Source organism: Actinoplanes regularis (assembly GCF_900188005.1).
Classification (GTDB): domain Bacteria; phylum Actinomycetota; class Actinomycetes; order Mycobacteriales; family Micromonosporaceae; genus Actinoplanes; species Actinoplanes regularis.
The window spans coordinates 128281-152527 of record NZ_FZNR01000005.1; the positions used below are offsets into that span (position 1 = coordinate 128281).

A 24247-nucleotide genomic window follows, 5' to 3' on the forward strand; every position below is an offset into this window, starting at 1 on the left:
GGATCGGCGGAGTCAGTCGCGCGCCCGACACCGCAGCGGCCCCGCTGTCCGGTACCCCTTGGACATGACCAGAATCTGGTACGACGCGCAGCACCTCAGCCCACGCCCACCCGAGCCGGCCGATCGGGCACCCCGACACCCGGTGGACATGTTTCTGCTGCTCATCGACGGTGACCAGGTTCTGCTCGCGCTGCGAGAGGGAACGGGATACGCCGACGGACAATGGAACGCGCCGTCCGGCAAGCTTGAACTCGGTGAGGACGCTTTCACCGGAATCCGGCGGGAAGCAGCCGAGGAGATCGGCGTGCGATTCGGCGGGGACGAGCCGCACTTCGCCGCCGTCGTGCATCACCGCAACCTCAAGCACGGCCGGATCGGGCTGGTGTTCACCGCCCGGTTCGACGTCCACCGCCACGGCGAGCCGGTCAACCGGGAGCCGCACAAGTGCGGCGAGATCCGCTGGTTCCCGCTCGACGCGATGCCGTCGAACACCTATCCGTCCACCGTCGCCGCCATTTCCGCGTGGCGGGCCGGTACCCCTCTGCTGTTGAGCGGCTGGCATTAGCGGCCAAACTGATGCTCGCGCCACGGCTGACCGACAGAGCCCGGAACGGAGACCGCGGAATGGCCTCGGCAACCTTCGCCATCGGCGCGACGGCGGTGCGGCGTGACGTCCTCGACGGCCGCGTCTGGAGCGCGGCCGCGCACCGGGTCCTCGACGACGACGGGCAGCGGCTGACCCTCTGCTGCTGGCCCGGCGTCACCACCTACGCGCCGACCACCTGGATCGAGTGGCTCGGCAACCGCGACGACGCCGTCCGCAAACAAGGCATCCCCGATCTGGCCGCGGGCCGGTGGGACCTCGGCGAATGGATCTGGCGAGACACGGTGCTCCTGACCTGGGTCGGTCTCGACCCGGACTTCAGCGTCCAGCGTTTCCAGGCCGTCAGCGGTGGGTCGACCCAGTGGAAGATCAACTTTGAGCGGCCGGTTCGGCGCACCGCCATCGGCATCGACACCTTCGATCTGTTGCTGGACCTGATCGCCGATCCGGCCCGCGACCGATGGAGCTGGAAGGACGAGGATGTGCGCCACGAGGCGCTGTTGTATCGAGTGGGGGTGAAAGACCCCTGCCGAGGTTCTGTCGCAGCAGAGCCTTGAAGCTGAGGGCAGCCGGACTCCGGGAACGCGGAGAACGGTGGGAGCAGCCCTGACAACGCCGGGACGGCCTGGCACTACCAGACAGGCCGGGTCCGGCAAGCAAGACGCAAAGGCGTACGCATAGAAATCGGTGTTAACGCTCCTTAAGCTTTCCGCCGACTCAAATCTGGTGGATATGGGTCGGTCAACGGTCAAGCCCTGCTTGTTTGTTCGAAGTGGGGTCGCCAGGTTTGGGCTTCATCGCTGGGCCTGGTGGGCGTGGGGAATGTCTGCGGCGTACCCACGTCGAGGGCCGTAGGGGCACAGCCGGACGCCTCCTGTGTCAATCGATCAGCAGTGAACGTGGGAACCACCGGACGTGAACCCGCCGTCGTCGCAACCTGCGGGGACGGAGATGGGAGGGCGCGTTGCCATGCCGGGGCGTTGCGGTGGGACGGAGTCCGCGTAGTAGTCCGAGGGCGGGAAAGCCGTCCACATGGCGAAGGCGGACAGCGAGGTACGTGCAGAAAGGAGACTGTCATGCCAGGAGAGACGCTGGTGAATACCGGCGTGCCGTGGCCGTCGGCGGAAGATGCTGCGGCTCGGGTACTGGAGATTCAGACCAAGCTGCATCGGTGGGCGGGCAACGATCCGTCGGCCAAGTTCGATGACTTGTTCAATCTCGTCGCTGACCCCGGCTTCCTGATGGTGGCCTGGGGTCGGGTACGCAGCAACACCGGTGCTCGTACGGCTGGGGTGGACGGCTGGACCGCCCGCCAGGTCGAGCAGCACTACGGTGTGGAGCAGTTCCTGAGCACGATCAGGGAGCTGCTGCGGTCGGGGCAGTTCACACCAAAGCCGGTGCGAGAGCGGCTGATCCCGAAGCCGGGAACCGCGAAGTTTCGCCGGCTGGGAATCCCGACCGTGATCGATAGGACGGTGCAGGCCGCGCTCAAGCTCGTGCTGGAGCCCATCTTCGAGGCGGAGTTCCAGCCGTGCTCGTACGGGTTCAGGCCGGGCCGACGCGCGCAGGACGCGATCGCCGAGATCCAACTATTCACCACCCTCCGCTACAAATGGGTGCTGGAAGCGGACATCGAGGCGTGCTTCGACACGATCGACCACACAGCCCTGATGGACCGGGTGCGTCGACGAGTTGGGGATAAGCGGGTCCTGGCCCTGGTGAAAGCCTTCTTGAAGGCCGGAGTCCTTACGGAAACCGATCAAGCATCGGGAACCTTCACCGGCACCCCGCAAGGGGGCATCCTGTCACCGCTGCTGGCCAACATCGCTCTGTCCGTGCTGGACGACCGGCTTCATGCCGGTTGGCTGCACGGCGGTCCGATGTCAACCGACTCTCGCAGGCAGACGCGGCGTCGCAAGGGTTTGCCGAACTGGCGGCTGGTTCGCTACGCCGACGATTTCGTCGTGCTGGTGACCGGTACCCGCGAGGACGCCGAGCAGTTACGAGAGGAAGTGGCCGCGACTCTGGCACCGATGGGCTTGCGCTTGTCGGAGGCCAAGACCGCGGTGGTCCACATCGACGAGGGCTTCGACTTTCTAGGGTTTCGCATCCAGCGTCACCGCAAACGAGGCACGAGCAAGCACTACGTCTACACCTACCCGTCGAAGAAATCGCTCAACTCGATTACGGCGAAGGTGCGGGCGATAACCTGGCGGAACAAGCCGGGTGACCTGGCCGAACTTCTGGGATGGGTCAACGCGGCCACACGCGGGTGGTGCAACTACTTTAAGCACGGCGTGTCGAAAGCGACCTTCAGCTACCTACGCGCCTTCACCTGGCGCCGGGTGGTCTACTGGATTCGCAAACGGCACCCGCGCCTGAACTGGGCAACCACCCGAAGGCGGTTCTTACCCGAGTGGGTGCCGACCGCCGACGGGGTCTCCTTGTTCAACCCCGGGTCGGTGGCGGTCACCCGCTACCGATATCGAGGGGCGATCCCGGCACCGTGGGCCACCGCGTGAAGCGCTCACCGAAGAACCTCGTGGAGAGCCGGATGCTCGGAAACGGGCACGTCCGGTTCGGGAGGCGGCATGGGAAACGGACCAGCAGGAATGCTGGCACCGCGCCCCATGCCGACCTTACGAGTACGACCAGGCTCGCCGACTGGGAGTGATCACCGATGCCGACCATCGGCGGGTCGGGCGGGCCCGGCACCGCGCGGTCCACCTCGTCGAAACCCGCGGGGGACCACTGGCCCAGGACTGGTCGACCTGGCGGCCCGACAGCGGGTGGCCGACACCCGTACTGCCGTCCGGGGTGAAGGATGCCGGAGCGGCCCGATGATCGAGGACACCGACCACGAAGGTCCGAAACCGATCCTGGTCGTCCTCCGAGGCAACTCCGGCTCCGGGAAGACCACCACTGCCCGCGAGGTTCGCCGCCGGTTCGGCCGCGGGTGCGCTTTGATCGAGCACGACCAGATCCGCCGCGTCGTCCTGCGCGAGCACGGCAGCAGCCGGATCGATCCGGTCGCGCCCGCCTTCATCGCCGGGATGGCACGGATGGCACTGGACGCCGGCTACCACGTGATCCTGGAGGGCATCCTGCCCGCCGCCGAGTACGGCGAGTCCCTGAGGAACCTGATCGCCGGACACCCGGGGCCGGTCGCCTGCTTCTACATGGCCGTCTCGTTCGACGAAACGGTCCGCCGTCACCAGCGCCGAGCGGAGCCGATCCCGGTCACCGCGGAAACGATGCGCGGCTGGTACGCCGAGCGGGACCTGCTCGGCATCGACGGCGAACAGATCATCCCGGAGACCGTCGACTTCGAGGGCGTCGTAACGACGATCCTGAACGCGAGCGGCCTCGGCCGGGCAAGACCCCTCACCCCATGCCCGACGAAGTGCCCAAGGTGCGCGGAGAAAGCCGCACCGCGGTGACGAAGCCGCCGGCCTCACACCGGGTGATCATGGGCGGGTGTAGCGGTGTTTCACGCCGGGCGGGAAGTACTCCGGGTCGCCCGGCGCGCGCAGCTCCACCTCCGGCAGCTGATAGCCGGCCGGTACATAGTGGGCGAACTCGCTGTTGAGCCGCACCAGCTCGGTGCGGATCGACTCGGCGACGGCGGCGGCCAGCTCGGCGGAGCCGGTCACGCCGGGTGCGAGCTCCACGACGACGGACAGCCGCCGGTCGCGGTCGGCGTCCTCGATGCTGCGTACCACGAACTTGCCGGTGACCCGCGCCGCGATGTGCGGGCGCTCGAGGCCGACCGTCACGTTTTCCGGGTAGATGTTCGCCCCGAAGAACGAGACCGTGAACAGGGACCGGCCGAAGACGTACACGAACGGGAGGTCCGGGCCGTCGCCCGGGTCGAAGCCGTGGTCGCGGCAGAGCGTGACCAGCTCGGCCCGGCCGATCAGGCCGCCCTCGTCGGCGATGTGGTACCGCATCAGCGGCACTCCGCCGTCGCCGGTGAAGGCGAGGGTGCCGTCGACGGTCTCGAAGAACCGGGTCGCCGGGTCGTACTGGACCAGGGTGGGCAGGCGGGCGTCGCCGAACAGCGGCACGGCGATCTCCGGGCGGTCGGCGAGGAACCGCCGGATGCGTACGCTCAACGGGGTCTCGTTGCCCAGCACCCCGGCGTCGGCGGTGCCGTAGAGCGAGGCCGCGTCCGTCGCCGGGTCATGCAGGCCGGCGCGGGCCGCGACAAGGTCCCGCCAGGCCTCGCTGAAGACCTCACCGGCAAGAACAATCTTGATTTTGTACGCCGGCCAGTCGACGCCCGCGGCGATCCCGGCGTCGATCACATTCTTGACGAACGGCGGATAGCCGAGCAGGACCACCTGGTCGAAGAGCGGGCCGAGTTCACCGACCACCCGCAGGATCTCGGCGACGTCGTTGCCCGGTGTGGCGACGGTGATCGGGTAGCCCTTGGCGGTCAGGTGCCGGCAGGCGGCGGTCGTGTACATGCCGCCGACCCAGTTGCCGAGCGCGAAACAGACCACGGCCAGGGTGCCGCGCTCGGCGGCCCGGAAACCGTCGGCGAAGACCTGCTCGAAGCGGGCCGCGACCGCCCGCTCGTCGAGCACCGACCGGGGCCAGACGGTGGGCCGGCCCGAGGAGCCGGAGGAGACCGCCACCATGTCGCAGCCGCTGAGGGTGCCGCCGTGGCAGCGCTGCGGTAGGTCGTACCGCGAATGGTAATTGATCTTTGTCATGAGCGGGATCTCGGAGAGGGACCGCACCGCTCCCGCCTCGATGCCGTGCCCACGCAGGAAATCGGCGTAGGCGGGCACGCCCGCCGCCATCCGGCGGAACAGCTCGAGGGGGTCGAGTGCCGGCAGCCGCCCGGTGTAGAAGTCGCGCATCCCGGCGCTGACCCGCATCCCGCTCTCCGCGTCGAACATCGGCTCCTCCTCGGCGATCCGGGCGACGCGCATCGCGCCCCGCCCGGATCGTCTCAGGTTTCGCTCCGTACGAGCGGCAATGCTCGGTAGCGGACGGTCACGCGCGTGTCAGCCACCGCGAGATTCCGGATCTGCTGGACGGCGGCACGCCGGGGGAGTCAGGGGTGACCCTCAGGCAGCGGGCGTCTCCGCGGTGGCCACGATGGTGGCGCGGCCGAGGATGTGGCCGGCCATGGTGAAGCTGAGGACGGCCGGAGTGCTCTCGGCCGGCACGCCGATCTCCTCGACGTCAAGGGCGTGCACCGTGATGAAGTACCGGTGCCGGCCGTGACCGGCGGGCGGGGCCGCGCCGATGTACTGAGCCAGGCCAGCATCGTTCGGGAATTGGACCGCCCCCTGCGGCAATCCCGGGCCCGCGCCGTCACCGGCGCCCGCGGGCAGAGCGGTCACGGCGGCCGGGATGTCGGCGACGGCCCAGTGCCAGAAGCCCGACATCGTCGGCGCGTCGGGATCGAAAACGGTCACCGCGAAGCTCCTGGTGCCTTCGGGCGCGCCGGACCAGGTCAGGTCGGGGGAGATGTCCCGGCCGCCGGGGATCCCGAAAGCACCGGACATCTGGGACGGGAGCAGGGGCTGACCGTCGGCGACCGCGGTGCTCTTGACCTCGAAGCTCGGCACCCGCGGAAGGCGGGCGAACGGGTTGTTGGCGGCAGTCATGGCGATTGCACTCCTCTAACTGGTGGACTGCGAACGCTGGAAAGCCTGCGCCGCGCGGCTACGGGCAGGGAGATCCTCGGCATGCTGGTGCCCGCAGTGCCACCCTCAGCGGTCGACGCACGGCACCGTGCCGCAGCAGACTGGGGCGATGCCAGCGCCCAGAGCCACGAACCGGCCCGAGCTGTCCGCGTTCCTGCGGGCGATGCGATCGCGCGTACGACCGGAGGACGTGGACCTGCCGGAGACGAGCCGGCGCCGGACGCCGGGTCTGCGGCGTCAGGAGGTCGCACAACTCGCGGCCGTCAGCATCGACTGGTACATCCGGCTGGAGCAGGGCCGGGTCGGCGTTCCCGGCGCCGCCGTCCTGGACGCGGTGGGCCGGGCCCTGAAACTGTCCGAGGCCGAACGTCACCACCTGCACTTGATCGCCCGGGGCGAAGCCCCGCCCGCCCGGCACGTGGCGGCGCCGGTGAGCCGGTCGCTACGGACCCTGCTGCACAGCATGCCGACGACTCCCGCCTGGATCCTGGACTTCCGGTTCGACGTCCTCGCGCACAACGCGGCCGCGGTGGCCCTGTTCGGCCCGGGCTTCGCGGTGGGGATCAACACGGCGGAACCACTCTTCCTCGACCCCGGCGCCCGCGACTTCCAGCTGGACTGGACCCGGATCGCACGCGAGCACGTCGGAAACCTGAGAGCGAACCTGGCCCGGCACCCGGACGACCCGCGGCTCAGGGCTGTGGTCGGTGAACTACGCCGGCAGAGCGGAGACTTCGCGGGCTGGTGGGACGACCAGACCGTGGAGAAGCGTACGAACGGGACCAAGCGCGTTCTGCACCCGGCCGCCGGAATGATGACCCTGCACTACGATGTGCTGGCCGTCCAGGATGGATCCGACCAGCGACTCTCGGTCGTCACTCCGGCCGACACGGAGGCCGAGAACGCTCTGCGCTCGCTCATTTTTCCGCAGAACGGACTGCGTGCGGTGAATTGAAGGCGTCGTGGTCGTCGCCGAACTCGGGCGGCAGGTCGTCGCAGAGCAGATCCTCGGCACGGCCCTCGAGCAGTTTGGCGGTCTCGGTGGAGCGCGGCAGCATGATGCCCTCGTAGGCGCGAACAGCCTCGTCGACGCTCGCGCAGCCGGCGAGCGCGAGCGCGAGGTCGCCGGCGTCGAGCATGGCGAGGTTGACGCCGACGCCGAGCGGGGGCATGAGATGGGCGGCGTCACCGAGCAGTGTGACGGTGGGATCGTGCTCCCAGGTGTGTGGAACGGGAAGCGCGAAGATCGGCCGGTCGACGTACGGACCGTCGTTGTCGTTGATCATCTGCCGCAGGCCGGGAGACCAGTCGGCGAACTCGTCGAGCAGGCGGGCGCGGAGGCCGGCGGTGTCGTCGGGCCGCAAGCCGGCGGCAGCGATCCAGTCGGCCGGGACCTTGCGGATGACGTAGACGCGGATGTGATCACCGCTGTTGCGCTGGCCCCACAGTGCGCGCCGGCCGTCGGCTCCTGTGGCGCTGCCCTGGCCGACCAGCGCGGACAGCTCGGGGTGCCGATCCTCCACGTCATGGAACCAGGCTTCGGTGAAGCTGACGCCGGTGTACCGCGGGGTGGCGGGTGAGACGACCGGGCGAACCCGGGAGAACGCGCCGTCGGCGCCGATGACCAGGTCCGTCTCGACGGCGGTGCCGTCGGCGAAGTGCAGGGTGCGAGGACCGGCGGCGGGTCCGCTGACACCGGCCAGGGTGTGACCCCACCGTACGGTGCCGGGCGTCAGGGAATCGAGCAGGAGGTCGCGTAGCTGACCGCGGTCGATCTCGGGTTTGAACAGTTCGCCCTCCTCCGGGACGAGGTGGGCCCGCAGCTCGCCGTCGGTGCCGAGGACGCGCATCTCCTGGCCCTCCGGGCGGCACAGCCGGAGGAATTCGTCGAGCAGGCCGGCCTCCCGCAGGGCGAGCTGGCCGCTGTCGGCGTGCAGGTCGAGGGTGCCGCCCTGGTTGCGGGCCTCCCGGCTGGGATCGCGGTCGTAGACGGTGACGGCGATGCCGTGCCGCTGCAGGATGCGGGCGCAGGTGAGCCCGGCGGGCCCGGCGCCGATGACGCTGATGCGGGCTTGCCTGGGTGAGGTCATGGTTCTTCTCCTTCTGGGTGACCCGGGTTGCCATCCCAGAAAAGCAGAACGAGTTCAAAAGTGCAACGAGTCAACTTAGTGCTCGGTACCACTTACCCCTATACTCGGCTCATGACCCAGACCCCTGTCGGCCGGAGAGAACGCAAGAAGGCGGCCACCCGGCAGGCGATCGCCGACGCGGCCCTTCGCCTCTTCCTCGAGCACGGCTACGACCGGGTGAGCCTGCGCGAGATCGCCGACGCGGCCGACGTGTCGACCACGACGCTGTTCAAGCACTTCTCCGGCAAGGAAGCGCTGGTCTTCGACCAGGAGCAGGACAACGAGGCGCGACTGATCGCGGCAGTGCGTGAGCGAGCCGGCGGCCAGGGCATCGTCGACGCTCTGCGCGAGCACCTCCTGAGCGCCTATCTTCCCTTCGCCCGGCATCCCCAGGCGGCCGAGTTCGTCGCCCTGGTCGACGCGACGCCGGCGCTGCGCTCGTACGCCGAACGCATGTGGACCCGGCACACCGAGACGCTCAGCGCCGCCATCGCCGCGGAGTGCGGCGCGGACCACGACGACCTGGCCTGCGTGGCACTGGCCAGATTCGTACTCGAAATCCCCGCCCTCGTCCGCGGCCGACCGGATCCTCGCGCCGCTGTCGAGGCGATCTTCGACATCCTGGCGCGCGGATGGACGCGACCGGACGGACCGCGAGCGTCGCCAGCCCGTCCGGCAGCGGGCACCTAGACCGTCACGACGATCTTGCCCTCGGGCGTTCCCTTCTCCAGGTAGCGGTGCGCCTCGACGATGTCGTCCAGGCCGAAGACCCGGTCGACCCTGGGACGCAGCGCGCCGGTGCGGACGCCGGCGGACAGGAAGGCCGCCACCCGCGACACGGTCTGCGGATCGGTCATGTCCGCGAACGCCATGTAGCGGTGAATGGTCAGCGACGGGTTCGCCGGGAACGACGCCGGCCTCGGATCCAGCCAGCCCACCACGGCCAGAGTGCCGCCGAGCCTGGCGGCCAGGGACAACTCGGCCAGGCCCGGGCCCAGGACGGCGTCCAGGATGATGTCGGCGCCCGCCCCCGCGGTGTGCCGGCGGGTGGACTCGGCCACATCCTCGCGGTCGGTGGCGATGACCGCGGCGGCACCGGCGTCGAGCAGGCTCCGGACTTTCGCGGTGTGCCGGGTGACCGCGATCGGAACGGCACCGATCTGGTTGGCGATCTGGATCGCGGCGCGGCCGACACCGCCCGAGGCCGCGGTGATCAGCACCTGGTCACCGGGCCGCATCCCGGCCCTCTCGACAAGCGCGCCGTACGCGGTGAAGTACGTGACCCAGAACGCGGCCGCATCGGTGACGTCCAGTCCGGCGGGCCGGGGCACCACCTGGCTCGCCGACACCGTGATGTACTCGGCGTACGCACCCTTGGTCGCGAATTCGGGGAGAGCGGCGAGGATGACCGGATCGCCGACCGCCAGGCCGGTGACGCCGGAACCGAGCGCGTCGATGACGCCGGTTCCCTCGACACCCAGCCGGGCGTTCGGCAGCCGCACCGGCCGCGGGCTCTGTCCGGCGCGGACCATCTGGTCGAGCGGGTTGACGGCGAAAGCCTCGATCCGGACGCGTACCTCACCCGTTGCGGGTTCGACGACCGGCTCCTCGACGACGCGCAGGACTTCCGGACCGCCGGTCTCATCGAACACGACTACCCGTGGCATGGATGACTCCTTCTGCTTCCAGTGCGATTCGACAAGCGACGCTACGGAGCTGATAGGAACCCGCTGGTAACTTTCGGTTTGTGCACGACACCTCCGGACAGGTCTTCCTCGCCGACTGCCCCACCCGCCTGGCAGTCGAGATCCTCGCCGAGAAGTGGGCGGTGATCGTACTGTTCGCCCTCAGTCTCAAGCCGCAACGGCCCAGCGATCTGGCCGAACTCATCGGCGGCATCTCGGGCAAGGTCCTCACCCAGACGCTGCGCCGGCTGCAGCGGTACGGCCTGGTCGAGCGGCACGCGTACGCGGAAGCGCCGCCACGCGTCGAGTACAGCCTGACCGCGCTCGGCGGCACCCTGATCGAGCCGATCCAAGTGCTCACCGAATGGGCACGGGACAACGGCGAGGCGATCGTCGATTTTCAGGAGAACGAGGGCCGCGAAGCCTGATCGTCAGGTGACCAGGCCGCGGCGGTAGGCGTAGACCACAGCTTGGACCCGGTCGCGCAGATCCAGCTTGGTCAGGATCCGCGAGACGTACGTCTTGACCGTCTCGTGGCTGATCACCAGCGTCGCCGCGATCTCGCTGTTGGACAGGCCGCTCGCGATCAGGCACAGCACCTCAAGCTCGCGCACGCTCAGCGGCACGTCGCCGGGGGAGTCCACGGCCGGGCGGATCCGGGCCGCGTACCGGCCGACGAGCTGACGGGTGACCTCGGGGGCGAGCAGCGCCGCGCCGGCGGCCACGGTGCGGATCCCGTGCAGCAGTTGTGCGGGCGGGGCGTCCTTCAGCAGGAAGCCGCTGGCACCGGCCCGCAACGACTCGTAGACGTACTCGTCGAGGTTGAACGTCGTCACGACCAGGACCTTGACCGGATGCGGCACGCCGGCGCCGGCCAGCTGGGCGGTGGCCTCGATGCCACCCAGACCCGGCATGCGTATGTCCATCACCACCACATCCGGCTCGAGTTCGCGGGCGAGCGCGACCGCGGTGTGGCCGTCGCCGCAGTCACCGACCACCGCCAGGTCCGGCTGGGCGTCGATGATCGTGGCGAATCCGGTCCGGATCAGCGGCTGGTCGTCACAGACGAGCACCCGGATCACGAACTCACCCCGACCGGGATCCGTGCGGTGACCAGGAAACCACCCTCCGCCTGTGGACCTGCGGTGAAGTCGCCGCCCAGCGTGCCGACGCGCTCGCGCAGCCCGGCCAGGCCGCGCCCGCTCCCGCCGGGCGACGCCGTACCCGACCCCGATCCGTCCGTGCTGATCCGCACTTCTATCTCCCTCGCCCTGTAGCGCACCGTGACGCTGGTTCGCGCGCCATGGTCGTACTTGAGGGCGTTCGTCAACGCCTCCTGCGCGACGCGGTAGACGGTGGCGTCCGCACCGCCGGGGGTGCCCGGCGAGCTGCCCTGCTCGACCAGCTCCACCGGCTGCCCGGCCCGCCGGGTCTGCTCGACCAGCACCCGCAGCTCACCGCCGTGAGCCGGGTTGAGCAGGTCGAGCAGGTGCCGCAGGTCGGTGATCGCGTGCCGCCCGGTGTCCGAGACCGCGGTCAGCGCCTCGTCGAGCCGCTCGGGTGCCGCGGTCAGGTATCGCGCCGCCTCGGCCTGCACCACCATCGCGGTCACATGGTGGGTCACCACGTCGTGCAGCTCCCGTGCGATCCGGGTGCGTTCGGCGGCCCGAGCCGTCTCCTCCGCATGCCGGCGATATTCCATCTCGGCCAGTTGGTTGCGCCGCATCCCGGCCCCGACCGCCCACATCGAAGCCAGCACCGCGTAGAACAGCACCACCACGTCGATTCCGAGCTGCCCCAGCCGAGCCAGCACGGCGGCCAGCGCGAAGAACCCGGCGGACGCCGCGATCACCGTCTCCCGGCGGTGGTGCGCCAGGTGGATGCCCGCGCTGATCAGCGCGACCGACAGCGCGGTGCCGCCGAGCGTGTTCCAACCGCAGAGCTGGTCGGCGGCGAAGCCAATGGACACCAGGGCCAGAGTGGTTATGGGCTGTTTGCGGCGGATCGCCAGCGGCAGGCACTCGACGGCGATCGCCAGCACGCCCCAGCCGTCGAACGGCCGGGCCGGCACCAGGTCGGCGAGCTGGGTGCCGTGCCGGTGCCAGGCCGGGACCAGGGCCAGCGCGGTGATCAGGAGCGCGAGCGGAAGGTCCTGGACGGTGACGTCGAGGCGGCGCCACCGCTCCCGTAGCTCGGCAACGCTGATCATCGATCGATTTTAGAGGCCGGCTCGGCGGCTCGGGTGAGCCCGGTCGGCTCGGCCCCGCGGCGCCTCGGCATCAGGTTGCCGCGGCGGCGGGCCAGCACCAGGAACGCCGCCGTGACCAGCACACCGGCCAGCACGGTGAAGATGCTCGCCTCCGGGCCGAACTGCCCGCCGCTGACCAGCGCGTTGCCGGTCGATTCCGAATTCAGGACCGCCTGTTGCACGCCGTTTCCGGAGACCTCGGAGCCGAAGATCGCGGACTGCGCGTAGTTCCAGCCGAAATGCAGGCCGATCGGCAGCCACAGGCTACGGGTGGCGACGTACGCGGAAGTCATGATGCCGCCACCGGCGATCGCGACGCAGAGCGCGCCCCACAGCGTGGCATCCTGATTGAGCAGATGTACGCCGCCGAACACCAATGCGGACACGAGCAGCGCCAGCCCCGTGCCGGTGACCTTCTCCAGATGCCGGAACAGCACGCCCCGGAAGATCAGCTCCTCGGTCGTCGCGGCCGCCGCCATGAACCCGATCAGGCCGATCGCGTTGCCCGGGTCGTCGCCGAGCCCGAGGATCCGGTAGCCGCCGCTGACCGCGATCACGCCGATCACCGCCGCGAAGATCACGACCCCCAGCAGCGTTCCCCTGATCAGCCCGGACGCGGCCCCCTGCCGCGCCAGTTCGGTCACCGTACGTTTCTCGGTGACCCGGACCACGCCGTAGTAGGCCGCCGTCAAGAACACCGAGGCGAGCACCCCTACGGACAGCGAGAGCCAGACGTTGCCGTCGGCCAGACGGACCGCCTGACCGGCCAGGAACGAGGCCGCGACCACCGTGACCAACTGGATGATGAACCGCATGACACACCCTTCGCAGAATCCGCGGCAGGCCGCCGCGGCTGCGAAGAAAATTACGGATCGGCACGGCGAAAAACGTCACCGCACGGTGGACACTTGCGTGTAGCTCGACCGAGCTACACGCCGGTACAAGGAGATTTCATGAGCATTCTCGGCTCACTTGCCCGCGTGTCTCCGGAACTGCTGGAACAATTGCGGGCTCCAGATGCGCAACCGTATGCGGTGCTCAGCGACCATGAAACGCAAATCGACCTGGACCGGTACTGGGACGTACTGCGGTTCCTCCTCGATGCGGGAGGCGTTCCGATCAACCCGATGCGCAGTGGTCGACTTTATCCCAGCGTAGAACGGGCCTGGGGCGGGCCCGATGGCGATTCGTGTCTCCTCGCTGTCGAGGAGGCCCGGCAGGTCAGCGAATTTCTTGACGCCAGGCCGTTCTCGGATCTCGCGATCCATCTGCGCGCGGCGGGGGAAGCGCCGCTGTACGGGAACAAGCAATGGGACAGGCCGGATATTCGCGACCGAGTCGAACTTCTGTACGAGGAAATGGTGCAGCTGTTCCGCGATGCCGCGGACGCAGGTGAATGCACGGTTTTTTGGGCGGCATGACCTGAATCGACCGCTCATCGCCGTGGCTCCCAGCGAAACGCCCGCACCGCGAGGGCCACGGCGGCGGTGGTCAGAACTGCCGTGGCGCTCAGCGCGGGCCAGATCGGCGTGCCGTCCTGCCATGCGGCTCGGGCCAGCTCGGCCACCGGGACGCCCGGCACCGCTCGCATCGGCCACGAGGCGTCGCCGGTGTGCAACAGCCACATGCCGCCGCCGAAGAACGCGAGCACGCCCGGTGTGGTGGTCAGCTGGGCGAGCTCGGGCACCGGTGTGAAGGCCGCGGTGGCGAAGGCCAGCGCCACGGCGAGCACGGTGCCCGTCACGGCGGTGACCAGCAGCGGCCACCACCGCGGTGGTGGGTGCAGCGCCGTCAGGACGGCGATCTGCCCGGCCGTGAGCACGGCGTACGGCGCGGCCAGACCGGAGATCACGGCGAGCGGGGGCAGCGCGGTGGTACGCATGCGCTTGAGGACCAGGTCGGCGCGGCGCGCGGCGAGCGCGGTGGTGACACCTGCGTACGGCGTGAAGGACAGCAGCATCAGCAGCTGCATGGCGGTGGTGTCGCCGTCGGTGCCCTTGCCGGTGTTCTCGGCGAGCAGCAGCCAGCCGACGCCGAGCGCCAGTGGGAGCAGCAGCGCGTTGACGACCGCGAGAGGGCTGCGGCGCAGCAGGGTGAGTTCCGCCCACACCAGGGACATCAGACGGCCGATCATGACGATCCCGCCAGCCGGCGCAGGACGTCGCCGATCGACGGCGGGGTGACGGCGAGCCGATCGAGCGGCACGGGACTCCAGCCGCGTAGCGCGGCCGTATCGGCGCCGGGCTCGGGCGTCGTCACCACCAGCTCCGCCTGCCCGCCGGGCAGCTCACGCCACGTCGCCTGCCCGCGGAGGCGGGGCGGCTCGAGCCGGCGCAGGCGGGCCGGAACGACCGTGGTGATGCGATGCGCGAGACCCGCGGTGATCTCCGCGGCGGTGCCGGCCGCGGCAACCGCACCCCCGTGTACGACGACGTAGCGGTCGGCCAGCGTCTCCGCCTCCTCCACGGCGTGGGTGGTGAGCAACACCGCGGCGCCCGCCGCCCGGCGCTCGCGGATCAGCGTCCACGCGCGCTCGCGGGCCTCCAGGTCGAGCCCGGCAGTGGGCTCGTCGAGCAGCAGGACCGGCGGATGACCGGCCAGCGCGATCGCCAGATCGAGCCGGCGCCGTTCGCCGCCGGAGAGCTGGCGTACCGGGACCCGGCGGCGGTGGGCGAGACCGGCCTCCGCCAAGCCCCGATGGGGCCGGTGCCCGCGCAGGCGGGTCCACAGCGCGTACGTCTCCTCGGTGGTGAGGCCGCCGGCGAAGCCGGGATCCTGCGGTACGACACCGACGCGCGCCGCGAGGCGGTGACGATGCCGAGCCGGGTCCAGGCCCAGCAGCCGGGCGCGGCCACCGACCGGCCGGCGATGCCCGCACAGCGTGTCCACGATGGTCGTCTTACCGGCGCCGTTCGTGCCGGCCAGGCAGAGCAGCTCACCGCGGCGTACCGCGAGACCGACCCCACCGACCGCTTCGAAGTCTCCGTATCGGCAGCGCAGGTCGTGCGCCGCGATGGCGATGTCGTCCATGCCGGAAAGGGTCCGGGCCGCAGCGTGGTGGCGGCAGTGCCGTGCTGCACGAGTCGTGATGACATCTGTCATCGATCCTGGTAGCCGGCTCGCTCGCGGTGCCGGGAGCCGGGCATCATGTGCCGGTGACCGCCGCCGGATCGGATGCCATCGTGACCGCCCCACGTGCTGCGGGCCGGCTCGCGTTGCGGCACCTGACCGGCGTGTCGCTCGTCGCCGTCTGCGCCATCGTCGCCGGGCTGTGCCTGGCCGACCTGCCCGAGTCCCCGCTCGCGGCATGGACCGCGAGCGTGGGCATGTCGCTGACCGCGGTGGCCGCGGCGGGCGCCTTTCTCGTGGCGGTCTATCGGCCAGCCCGCTACCGGTGGATCGGGCCGGTGCTCGCGCCGGCCGGGGCGGCCTCGCTCGCCGCGTGCATCGCCGGTCAGGCTGGTGGCGGCGACCTGTGGCCCTGGGTCACCCCGCCCGCGTTGGCGGCCGCCGCCGCGCTGGCCGTCGTCCCGGTGCCCCGTGTGCCCGCGACGCTGGTCGGTGCGGGCGTGGTCGCGGTGGCGACCGCGGCCACCACCGCGGACTGGTGGCGGGGGATCACCGGCGCGGTCGCCTTCGCGTGCTGTGTGGCGGCGACCCTGGCGCAGATGTGGATCTGGGAGATGGCCGAGCGGGCACGCCGCGACGCGGCCGCTGCCGCGGTCGGCGCCGAGCGCGACCGGTTCGCCGCCGAACTGCACGACATCCAGGGCCACAGCCTGCAGGTGATCGTGCTCAAGAGTGAGCTGGCGGCCCGTCTCGCCGCGACGGATCCGGACCGGGCCGTCGCCGAGATGCGCGAGGTCGAGGCGCTGGCCCGCGACGCCCTGCGCGATTCCCGCGACGTCGCCCGCGGCCTGCGCCCGGTAGCGCTCGCCACGGAGATCGCCAACGCGGTCGGCGTCCTCACGGCGGCCGGCATCGCGTGCCATGCCGACCAGATCGCCGCTGCGCCGGTACGCCAGGAACGACTGCTCGCACTCGTCGTCCGCGAGGCCACGACGAACATGTTGCGGCACAGCACCGCCACCCGGGCGACGATCACGCTGACGGCCGACCGGGGGACCGGCGTGACGCTCACAGTCGTCAACGACGCGCCGCTGCAGCCGTCCGCGACGGGAGACCGGGGCGGTCTCGACAACCTGGCAGGCCGTATCGCCACCGCCGGAGGCAGCCTCACCTGGCGGCGCGAACCGGACCATTTCCAGGTCACCGCCCGCCTGCAGGACACCACGGCATGAGCGGGCCCATCCGGGTGCTGCTCGCCGACGACGAGACGCTCGTGCGCGGCGCCCTGGCGGCGCTGCTCGAGCTGGAAGCGGACCTCACCGTCGTCGCCGAGGCGGCCAGCGGTGCCGAGGCGATCGCGGCGGCGTCGTCGGCGCGACCCGACATCGCGCTGCTCGACCTCGAGATGCCGCCCGGCGACGGCCTCACGGCGGCCGCGGAGATCCACGGCGCGCTCGGCATCCCGGTTGTGATGGTGACCCGGCACGCCCGGCCGGGCGTCCTGCGACGCGCGCTCGCGGCGGGCGTCCGCGGATTCGTACCCAAGACGACACCCGTGACGCGACTGGCGGTCATCATCCGCGAGGTGCACGGCGGCCGGCGACACGTGGACGCCGACATCGCCGCGGCCGCGCTCACCGAGCTCCCGTGCCCGCTGACCGCCCGTGAGCTCGAGGTCCTGCGCGCCGCCCGCCACGGCGCGACGATCGCGCAGATCGCCGAGGCCGTCCACCTCGCGCCGGGGACGGTCCGCAACTACCTGTCCACCGCGATGGCGAAACTGCACGCGCCCACCCGATACGCCGCCGCGCGAAGCGCCTGGCAACAGGGCTGGATCTGATCCACCGCAGCACCGCGTCAGGAGGGCCGCGGCGGTGCCTCCCGCGCTCCCTCGGGCCCGGCCTCCGGCGGGAGACCGGTGGGAGTCCGCAGATGGATCTCGGGGCTGCGTAGTTCCGCACGAGCGACCCGGTTGAACTCGCGTTCCGCGTCCCGGCAGGCCTCGATGAAGGGTTCGGGAACCTCGCCGACCTCGTGACCGGCCCTCGCCTCGGACAATCGTCCCACCGCGAGCATGAGAGCGGCCGCGGCCTGCAGCGTCGCCGTGGTGTGTGCGATCAGGCCGATCTCGGCTCGGTACCGGACGACCTGGACGCGTGCCTGGCCGCCGTCCGCGTGCGGTTGACGGGAGACCGAGGACGCCGGGAGGATCGCCACCTCCGGGCCCAGGACCGTCGCCCGCCATTCCCGGCAGGCGGCGACGAAGGCGGCGTACGTCGCACGCCGGTCCCGTATCGACATCGTGCTCTCCTGATGCTCCCAGGAAGCGCGCTGCATCCGCGCGTTGAGCAGCGAACCCAGCATCACACCGACCAACGCGCCAGTCACCGAGAGAAATGCGAGGACCACCTCAGTCATGGATCCAGAGTCACCGAGAGCGTCAACCGTCTGACCGGTCGGCCGCCGTTGGGTTCCGGCTGGAAGCAGCTCGACCGGCACCCAGGCACCCCCGGACGGCCGATCCGCTCAGCCCGCGGCCCGTTCTGCCGAAGAGTTGTTTATGGCCCAGCCCCTGCTGGCTGCGGTATTGATCGTCAAGGACGAGGCCGCGATGCTGCCTGCCTGCCTGGAGTCGCTCGCAGGCGTGGTGGATGAGATCCACGTCCACGACACGGGCTCCATCGACCGTACTCCGGCGGTGGCGGCCCTCTATGGCGCCATCGTCACCCACGGCAGCTGGCACGACGACTTCTCGGCCGCCCGCAACGAGGCGCGGCAGGGCTGCCCGGCGACCTGGATCCTCGCCGTCGACGCCGACCATCGGGTGACGGCCGACCCCGGCGCGCTGCGGCGGCTGCTGGCCGCAGTCACCGCCGAAGCTCTGCTGGTCCACGTCGACGGCGCGCACCACGCCGGTCCCCATACCCAGCTCGAGGCCCGGCTGTACCGGCCGGATTCGGTCTCCTGGACCGGCCGGGTGCACGAGCGGCTGGTCGGGCCCGACTCCTCGGCGCCGGTTCAGGGCGCCGTACCCGTGAGCACGCTGCGGCTGCACCACCTCGGCCACGCCACGTACGCGGACCGGATCCGCCGCGCCAGTCGCAACATCGCCCTGGGCAAGCTCACTCTCGACGAGCTGGCCGCCCAAGGAACAGCCGCCGACCGGCAGCAGATCGCCCGTACGCTGCTCGACCTGGGCCGTGACTGCATTGCGGCCGAGCAGCGTCAGCAGGCGGTCGACACGTTCGCCCTGCTGCTCGAGTTGTTCCCGGGCACACCGGAATGGTCTCAGGCGAACGACGCGCTGGCCCGCGTCATGGTCGAGGTCTGCCACGACCGGTTCTGCTCGACTCTGGTCGACCAACTGCAAGCTGCGAGCCGGCCGCCAGGTGCTGGTCGAGGCGGCGGGCAAGAGCCCTGACGCGGCACCCTATCCGTACCATGATCAGGACGTTCGCAGCAGGCAGCCGGGCCGCCTTTTCAACGCAAGACGCCGAGCGACACGGCTGGTCCACCCGTGGCCGGCGGGAACCGTCGTTCGCTTAGGCCCAGGATCCGCCGGAGCAAGGCGGTGTAATCCGGTCGATCTGATCCCGCGGCGCTGGGGAAGCTTTCTACCGCCACCGGTGGCGCGCGGCGGAGGTGACCGGGTGGTGAAAGAAAGGCGCCGCTGCGAATTCCACGGGGGAAGAACTCGCAACGGCGTCGATCTACAAAGTAGTCCACGGTCGGCCAACTGTCTAACGCCGCCCCTGGCGGAGTTGGCCGCGCGGGCAGGTCCGGGGCGGGGTCGTGTCGGTGAAGCGGGTGCTCGGAGCGGGTAGGACACCAGCCGTGTGGGCATGACCCGCCGGCGGCCCGGGTAGCGTCTGCTGCCGGGGCGCCCCACGGGTGCCGCTGCGCCGGGCATTTCACGGGAGGAATCGGATGACCAAGGCTCTCGTCATCGGCGGTGGCATCGCCGGTTGCGCCACCGCCATCGCGTTGCGGGCGGCGGGGTTCGAACCCGTCGTGTACGAGGCGTATCCGGCCGGCGGCGACGATGCGGGCGCGTTCCTCACCGTGATGGGCAACGGCATGGCGGCGCTGCGCTCCCTCGACGCGCATCGACCGGTGATCGCCGGGTCGTACCCGGCCGCCAGTGTGCAGATCTACGACGCCGGGGGGCGCCTGCTGGAGACCCGCGGGATCGGCGACGCGGGCGACACGGGGCCGCGCACCCTGCTGCGGTCCACGCTGTACCGGGCGCTGCAGGACGAGGCGGTGTCGCGGGGAGTGCGCATCGAGCACGGACGGCGGCTGGTCCAGGCCGGGATGCTCGCCGGTGGTGGGGTGCGGGCGACCTTCGCCGACGGCGGTTCCGCTACCGGCGACATCCTCGTCGGCGCGGACGGCATCCATTCGGCGACCCGCACCCTGATCGACCCGGATGCCCCGCGCCCGCGCTACACCGGCCAGGCGGTGGTCTACGGCTACGCGTCCGGCGCGCCGGCACCCACCGCCCCGGACGCCTACCACATGATCTTCGGTAGCCGGGCGTTCTTCGGCTACACGGCGGCCCCCGACGGGCGTACCTGGTGGTTCGCGCGGATTCCCGGGCCGCAGGCGGGACCGGAACAGGCCACGAGCACGGCCGCGCAGTGGCGCGAGCGGGCATTGCGGGCGTTCGCCGACGACGCGTCGCCGGCCGCCGCCGTCATCCGTGCCACCGGCGACGAGGTCACGGGCGGCGACTCGTACGACGTACCCACCACGCCGATCTGGCATCGCGGATCGATGGTGCTCGCCGGTGATGCCGCACACGCCGCGTCGCCGGCGGCGGCCCAGGGCGCGTCGATGGCGTTGGAGGACGCGGTGACCCTGGCGCGCTGCCTCCGCGAGCAGGCGGACACCGCCCGGGCCTTCGCCGCGTACGAGGCGATCCGCCGGGAGCCCACGGAGCAGACCGTTGCGGCAAGCGCGCAGATGAGCCGGCGCACCCGCCCCGAGGACGCGGCCGCCGCAGGCTAGCCGTTCACCGCCTGCCGCGCCTCCGCACATCGCTCGCCTTGGTGGTCTGGTGTGGCCGTTCTCCTGGGAAATCCATGTCCAGCGAGGCGCCAGTGCTGCACCAATGCTGGTCCAGTGCACTTGGCGATGCTCGTCGGGTCGTCGATTGCGGCGGCCCCGGCAGACCCCGGGCATCGTGCACGGAAGGATTCGCTGTGTTCCAGAAACTCAAGGTCTTCGCCATCCTGGTCGCCGCCGTATTCGGGCTGCTCGCCCTCGGCGCGCCCGCCCAGGCGGCATCGGGCGCCCCGAAGCTGACGGCGGCTGAAGCATCCGCGCGGTTCAAGCTGGTGCCGGTGAAGGGTGTCAAACGGCTGCCCGGCCCCACCACGCGGTTGCAGGAGGTTTGTGGGGTGTACGCCCCGGCCTGGACGGTCACCTATGTCCCGACCAACACCCCGTTGTTCACCCAGTCCACCGATGTCTCCCTCTGCATCGACCCCGCGATCGTCACGGTCACGCGCCTGCAGCAGCCGACGATCGTGACAATCCTGCAGTTGACCGGCGGGCTCAACTTCAGCTCCCCGGGCGTGATCGACAATGCGGGCCAGATCCCGGGGCGGATCTACAACGCCCAGGGCGTGAACTCGTTCACCTACTGCCCGCCGAACGCGGCCTGCGCGAGCGCGACCCACGTCGTGCAAGCCGTCGTGCAGGGTGACGGGGCGGCGTTCACCAGGGCGTTCTTCGTCTAGCCGTACCGCGCGGCCCCGGTCCTCGCGTCAGGACCGGGGCCGGCTCCTGCTTGCGCAGGCCGGGAGCGGCGTGCCCGGGCTGTTGTGCGCGGCGACCATGACGGGAGGCGGAACTTCGGCGCGCCGGGCGGTCGAGGTGCTGCTCGCTACGACTGTGGTACTCGTCGATCTCCGGGGCGGCGCCTGCCGTACCCGGCGATTAGCATTCGGGTCTCCTTTTCACTCCTCAAAGGAGACCGCATGATCCTGCTCCGCCGTGTCTGCGTGCCGATCGGCGCCGCTCTCGTCACGGCAGTCCTCGCCACACCCGCGATGGCTGCGCCGGCCTCGACGCTCTTCGAGAGCGCGCACGTCGGCTTCGACGACCCGAACACCGGTCGGACCCTGACCGTCGACCTCGGCCGCGTCAACGGGGTGGCCCAGTTGGACGTCGAGTACTGGTCCCGCTCCTGCACCGAATCCGCCGGTCTGGAGACGTGCGAGACGATCTTCCGGAACGCGTACGACCAGACGCCCTCACGAGTCAGGATGTCGCTGCAGGGCGCCTCGGCCACCGGGGTGGTGACCTACTCGCAGACCGTGCGGACGTGTACGTACGGGCCGGTCGACGAGGAGGGCGAGCGCCCGGAGTCGTGCACGGACGCCCCGGCGACCACGGGTACGACCAGCGTGAAGATCACCTGGACCGGTACCGGCGAGGTGGTGAAGGAACGCTGGAATGACGAGGAGGGCGCCCGCTACGTCACGCGGCGGCGGACCGCCAGCGTGGTGGGCACTGCGTTCGGCGAGTCGTTCCCGGTCGAGCAGTCGCTGATCACGTCGCTTAGCCGTACCCGGAAATACGCGGTGGCCTGACCGGCTCTGCCCGGTGCCTCCGCCAGGGGGCACCGGGCTCCGCCGGATGATCTGAGCGGGGAGGCGTTGACGCACTGCGGCGAACCTCGGTGGCTGCTCTCCACCACAGCTACGCCGATTTCACGAACGCTCCGGTTCGCGCCTTCGCCGGAAATACGTTTCTCCGAATGCGTGCGCTCCATAGGATCTCCGGTGATCAAGGAGGATGGCACGGTGGACGATTTCCAGCAGTTCGTGGCGGATGTAACTACACGTCTGTCCGCGATGTCCAAGGGCGAGTTGTACGTCGTCGGCGACGGCCTCGACCGGGATTCACTCTGGCTCACCTTTCTCGATTCCTTCCCCGCCGGCACCAATCCTCGGTTCCGTGAGCGGTCCGAGTACGACTGCTCGACCTGCCGCGGGTTCATCAAGAACTTCGGTAACGTCGTCGAGATCCACAACGGACGGATCCGCACCGTCTGGTCCGGGGTGTCTGCATCCGACCCGGTCTTCTCCGTCGTAGCCGCCGCAATGGACGAATTCGTCGGCACGCTGCCGTTGTCCAGCATTTTTCGGTCCAGCGAGGCGCAGTACGGGACGAGGGCGACCCGGACGCTGCGCGACGGCCAGGTCGAGGTGTGGCACCACCTGCACGGCCAGGTGGAGAAGCGGCATCGCACCAAGGACGTCGGCGCGGCACGGGGCACCTTCGACGCCTCGGTGCAGGTGTTCCAGCGTGGCCTGGCCGAGCTGACCCAGCACGCTCTGGACACCGTCGTCGACCTCATCGACGACAACACCCTCTACCGGGGCACGGAGCATCGCCGGGCGGTGACCGAGTTCCGGTCGCTGCAGAACCGGTGGACGCAGGCGACCGACGGACGGGCCTTCGTGTTCGCCAACGCCATGAACCCGGCGGCCCGGTTCCGCAACACGGTGATCGGCACCCTCGTCCAGGATCTCTCCGCGGGCGTCGACCTGGAGCAGGCGGTCCGGTCGTTCGAGGCGAAGGTGGCACCGCAGAATTACCAGCGCCCCAGGGCGTTGATCACCCCGGCCATGGTCAAGGCCGCCATGAAGACCATCGGCGAGTTGGGCATCGAGGAGTCGTTGCAGCGACGGTTCGCCCGGCTGTCCGACGTGTCGGTCACCAACGTGTTGTGGGTCGACAACGACACCCAATCGCGGATGAAGGACGGCATCGAAGGGCTGCTCATGCAGGCGGCCACCACCAGGTCGGCGGGTGCGCGCCTTCGTGACGCGAAGCCGGAGGAGATTCCCGTGGTCACCTTCATGAAAGACATCCTGCCCGGCGCCGCGAGCATCGACTTGTGGGTCGCCAACAGCCACGAACCGCACTTCGTCAGTCTCACCACCGGCCGGCACCCGGCCTCCCCGCGGCTGTTCGCCTGGGACAACGATTTCGGCTGGTCCTACGGCGGCAATGTCGCCGACTCGATCAAGGAGAAGGTCAAGCGGGCCGGCGGCAACGTCACCGGCAAGGTGCGGGTGAGCCTGTCCTGGTTCAACCACGACGATCTTGACCTGCACGTGTACGAACCCAACGGCGACCACATCTGGTACCAGGACAAGCGCAACAAGCTGGACGTCGACATGAACGCGGGCGGGGCGTTCTCACGCGAACCGGTGGAGAACGTCACCTGGACCGGCACCATCCCCGACGGCGATTACCGGATCGAGGTGAACCAGTTCAACAAGCGGGAAAGCACCGAGGTCGGCTTCGTGATCGAGACCGAGAGCAACGGGAAGATCGAGCATTACAGCCACGAGCGGGCGGTCGGTCACAAGGAGACCATCGAGGTGGGCCTGATGACGGTCGCCGGCGAGGTGATCACCGCTTTCCGGCCCGGTAAGGCCATGCGGCCGGGCAGCGCCGGCAAGGACCTGTGGGGCATCACCACCGAACAGTTCGTGCCGGTGTCCACCATCATGTACTCGCCGAACTATTTCGACGACAGCGAGGTCGGCAACCGTCACTACTTCTTCATGCTGAAAGGGTGCGTGAACGACCAGCCGACCCGGGGGATCTACAACGAGTTCCTCCGCCGCGACCTGGCACCGCATCGCAAGGTGTTCGAGGTCCTCGGCGACCGCACCAAGTGCGAGCCGTCCCCGGATCAGCTGTCCGGCCTCGGCTTCAGCTCCACGGTCCGCAGCTCTGTCGTCGCCGACGTGACCATGACCGGCGGCCGGCGCCGCCTCATCAGCATCCAGTTCTGATTCCCTGCCCAGAAATCCGAGAGAGGT

General features: G+C 69.9%; 25 protein-coding genes. 15 read left to right on the forward strand and 10 right to left on the reverse strand.

The genetic code is table 11. From position 1 onward, the window contains the following. Window positions 1-64 precede the first annotated feature (64 nt). From CHC09_RS15615 to CHC09_RS15630, 4 genes are all read left to right on the forward strand, one after another. Window positions 65-565: an NUDIX domain-containing protein gene (locus CHC09_RS15615; protein ID WP_089293826.1), complete on the forward strand. Its 501-nt coding sequence runs from the start codon at window positions 65-67 to the stop codon at window positions 563-565. Beyond that, window positions 523-1161 carry a DUF402 domain-containing protein gene (locus tag CHC09_RS15620; RefSeq protein ID WP_143232355.1) on the forward strand — a complete coding sequence of 213 codons (639 nt, stop codon included), beginning with the start codon at window positions 523-525 and terminating at the stop codon, window positions 1159-1161. The genes CHC09_RS15615 and CHC09_RS15620 overlap by 43 nt, the downstream gene beginning before the upstream one ends. Before the next feature lie 519 nt (window positions 1162-1680). Beyond that, on the forward strand, window positions 1681-3126 hold the full coding sequence (gene ltrA, locus CHC09_RS15625; RefSeq protein ID WP_089293828.1) for a group II intron reverse transcriptase/maturase: 1446 nt from the start codon (window positions 1681-1683) through the stop codon (window positions 3124-3126). Window positions 3127-3444: 318 nt separating this feature from the next. Continuing rightward, complete coding sequence (locus tag CHC09_RS15630) at window positions 3445-4044, forward strand: AAA family ATPase (protein ID WP_089293829.1); 600 nt, start codon at window positions 3445-3447, stop codon at window positions 4042-4044. 27 nt (window positions 4045-4071) lie between these two features. Here the strand turns inward: CHC09_RS15630 and CHC09_RS15635 are convergent, their stop codons facing one another. Next, entirely contained in the window at window positions 4072-5544 is a 1473-nt protein-coding gene (locus CHC09_RS15635) for a phenylacetate--CoA ligase family protein (protein ID WP_203833082.1), read from the reverse strand. A gap of 138 nt (window positions 5545-5682) precedes the next feature. After that, window positions 5683-6228, reverse strand: coding sequence for a YbhB/YbcL family Raf kinase inhibitor-like protein (locus tag CHC09_RS15640; RefSeq protein WP_089293830.1), 546 nt, complete (start codon window positions 6226-6228; stop codon window positions 5683-5685). Between the two features lie 148 nt (window positions 6229-6376). On the opposite strand from CHC09_RS15640, the gene CHC09_RS15645 reads away from it, so the two are divergent. Further along, the gene (locus CHC09_RS15645) at window positions 6377-7222 is read left to right on the forward strand and encodes a helix-turn-helix transcriptional regulator (RefSeq protein ID WP_089293831.1); all 846 of its coding nucleotides are present in this window, start codon (window positions 6377-6379) and stop codon (window positions 7220-7222) included. Here CHC09_RS15645 and CHC09_RS15650 read toward each other — a convergent pair. Next, window positions 7185-8357, reverse strand: a complete 1173-nt coding sequence (locus CHC09_RS15650; protein ID WP_089293832.1) for an FAD-dependent oxidoreductase — start codon at window positions 8355-8357, stop codon at window positions 7185-7187. The two genes, CHC09_RS15645 and CHC09_RS15650, sit on opposite strands and share 38 nt — an antisense overlap. A 111-nt stretch (window positions 8358-8468) precedes the next feature. Here CHC09_RS15650 and CHC09_RS15655 point away from each other — a divergent pair, with 111 nt between their 5' ends. Continuing rightward, window positions 8469-9086 carry a TetR/AcrR family transcriptional regulator gene (locus CHC09_RS15655; protein ID WP_089293833.1) on the forward strand — a complete coding sequence of 206 codons (618 nt, stop codon included), beginning with the start codon at window positions 8469-8471 and terminating at the stop codon, window positions 9084-9086. Here CHC09_RS15655 and CHC09_RS15660 read toward each other — a convergent pair. Then, window positions 9083-10063 (reverse strand): zinc-dependent alcohol dehydrogenase family protein, encoded by a 981-nt coding sequence (locus CHC09_RS15660; protein WP_089293834.1) that lies wholly within the window; start codon window positions 10061-10063, stop codon window positions 9083-9085. The two genes, CHC09_RS15655 and CHC09_RS15660, sit on opposite strands and share 4 nt — an antisense overlap. Window positions 10064-10143: 80 nt before the next feature. On the opposite strand from CHC09_RS15660, the gene CHC09_RS15665 reads away from it, so the two are divergent. After that, complete coding sequence (locus CHC09_RS15665) at window positions 10144-10509, forward strand: winged helix-turn-helix transcriptional regulator (RefSeq protein WP_089293835.1); 366 nt, start codon at window positions 10144-10146, stop codon at window positions 10507-10509. 3 nt (window positions 10510-10512) lie between these two features. Here CHC09_RS15665 and CHC09_RS15670 read toward each other — a convergent pair whose 3' ends face one another. From CHC09_RS15670 to CHC09_RS15680, 3 genes are read right to left on the reverse strand one after another with little or no spacing between them, the layout of a single operon-like run. Continuing rightward, the gene (locus CHC09_RS15670; RefSeq protein WP_089293836.1) at window positions 10513-11163 is read right to left on the reverse strand and encodes a response regulator; all 651 of its coding nucleotides are present in this window, start codon (window positions 11161-11163) and stop codon (window positions 10513-10515) included. Beyond that, a complete protein-coding gene (locus tag CHC09_RS15675; RefSeq protein ID WP_089293837.1) occupies window positions 11160-12290 on the reverse strand; it encodes a sensor histidine kinase in 1131 nt (376 codons plus the stop codon). The genes CHC09_RS15670 and CHC09_RS15675 overlap by 4 nt, the downstream gene beginning before the upstream one ends. After that, the gene (locus CHC09_RS15680; RefSeq protein WP_089293838.1) at window positions 12287-13144 is read right to left on the reverse strand and encodes a CPBP family intramembrane glutamic endopeptidase; all 858 of its coding nucleotides are present in this window, start codon (window positions 13142-13144) and stop codon (window positions 12287-12289) included. The genes CHC09_RS15675 and CHC09_RS15680 overlap by 4 nt, the downstream gene beginning before the upstream one ends. A 138-nt stretch (window positions 13145-13282) precedes the next feature. Here CHC09_RS15680 and CHC09_RS15685 point away from each other — a divergent pair, with 138 nt between their 5' ends. Further along, window positions 13283-13750 carry a DUF1877 family protein gene (locus CHC09_RS15685; protein WP_089293839.1) on the forward strand — a complete coding sequence of 156 codons (468 nt, stop codon included), beginning with the start codon at window positions 13283-13285 and terminating at the stop codon, window positions 13748-13750. Between the two features lie 14 nt (window positions 13751-13764). On the opposite strand, the gene CHC09_RS15690 is transcribed toward CHC09_RS15685, so the two are convergent. Further along, on the reverse strand, window positions 13765-14463 hold the full coding sequence (locus CHC09_RS15690; RefSeq protein WP_089293840.1) for a hypothetical protein: 699 nt from the start codon (window positions 14461-14463) through the stop codon (window positions 13765-13767). Further along, window positions 14460-15359, reverse strand: a complete 900-nt coding sequence (locus tag CHC09_RS15695) for an ABC transporter ATP-binding protein (protein ID WP_179277119.1) — start codon at window positions 15357-15359, stop codon at window positions 14460-14462. Before CHC09_RS15695 ends, CHC09_RS15690 begins: the two co-directional genes overlap by 4 nt. 125 nt (window positions 15360-15484) lie before the next feature. Between CHC09_RS15695 and CHC09_RS15700 the strand changes: the two genes are divergently transcribed. Beyond that, window positions 15485-16630 carry a sensor histidine kinase gene (locus tag CHC09_RS15700; protein WP_179277120.1) on the forward strand — a complete coding sequence of 382 codons (1146 nt, stop codon included), beginning with the start codon at window positions 15485-15487 and terminating at the stop codon, window positions 16628-16630. Next, the gene (locus CHC09_RS15705) at window positions 16627-17238 is read left to right on the forward strand and encodes a response regulator transcription factor (protein WP_089293843.1); all 612 of its coding nucleotides are present in this window, start codon (window positions 16627-16629) and stop codon (window positions 17236-17238) included. Before CHC09_RS15700 ends, CHC09_RS15705 begins: the two co-directional genes overlap by 4 nt. 17 nt (window positions 17239-17255) lie before the next feature. Here the strand turns inward: CHC09_RS15705 and CHC09_RS15710 are convergent, their stop codons facing one another. After that, entirely contained in the window at window positions 17256-17816 is a 561-nt protein-coding gene (locus tag CHC09_RS15710; RefSeq protein WP_089293844.1) for a hypothetical protein, read from the reverse strand. 142 nt (window positions 17817-17958) lie between these two features. Between CHC09_RS15710 and CHC09_RS15715 the strand changes: the two genes are divergently transcribed. The 5 genes from CHC09_RS15715 (at window position 17959) to CHC09_RS15735 (ending at window position 24220) form a co-directional block, all read left to right on the forward strand. Continuing rightward, a complete protein-coding gene (locus CHC09_RS15715) occupies window positions 17959-18819 on the forward strand; it encodes a glycosyltransferase (protein WP_089293845.1) in 861 nt (286 codons plus the stop codon). Between the two features lie 506 nt (window positions 18820-19325). After that, window positions 19326-20408, forward strand: coding sequence for an FAD-dependent monooxygenase (locus CHC09_RS15720; RefSeq protein WP_089293846.1), 1083 nt, complete (start codon window positions 19326-19328; stop codon window positions 20406-20408). Between the two features lie 194 nt (window positions 20409-20602). Next, a complete protein-coding gene (locus CHC09_RS15725) occupies window positions 20603-21142 on the forward strand; it encodes a hypothetical protein (protein ID WP_089293847.1) in 540 nt (179 codons plus the stop codon). 240 nt (window positions 21143-21382) lie between these two features. Then, complete coding sequence (locus tag CHC09_RS15730; RefSeq protein WP_089293848.1) at window positions 21383-21997, forward strand: hypothetical protein; 615 nt, start codon at window positions 21383-21385, stop codon at window positions 21995-21997. A 213-nt stretch (window positions 21998-22210) separates the two neighbouring features. After that, window positions 22211-24220 carry a hypothetical protein gene (locus CHC09_RS15735; RefSeq protein ID WP_089294182.1) on the forward strand — a complete coding sequence of 670 codons (2010 nt, stop codon included), beginning with the start codon at window positions 22211-22213 and terminating at the stop codon, window positions 24218-24220. The last annotated feature ends 27 nt before the right edge of the window (window positions 24221-24247 follow it).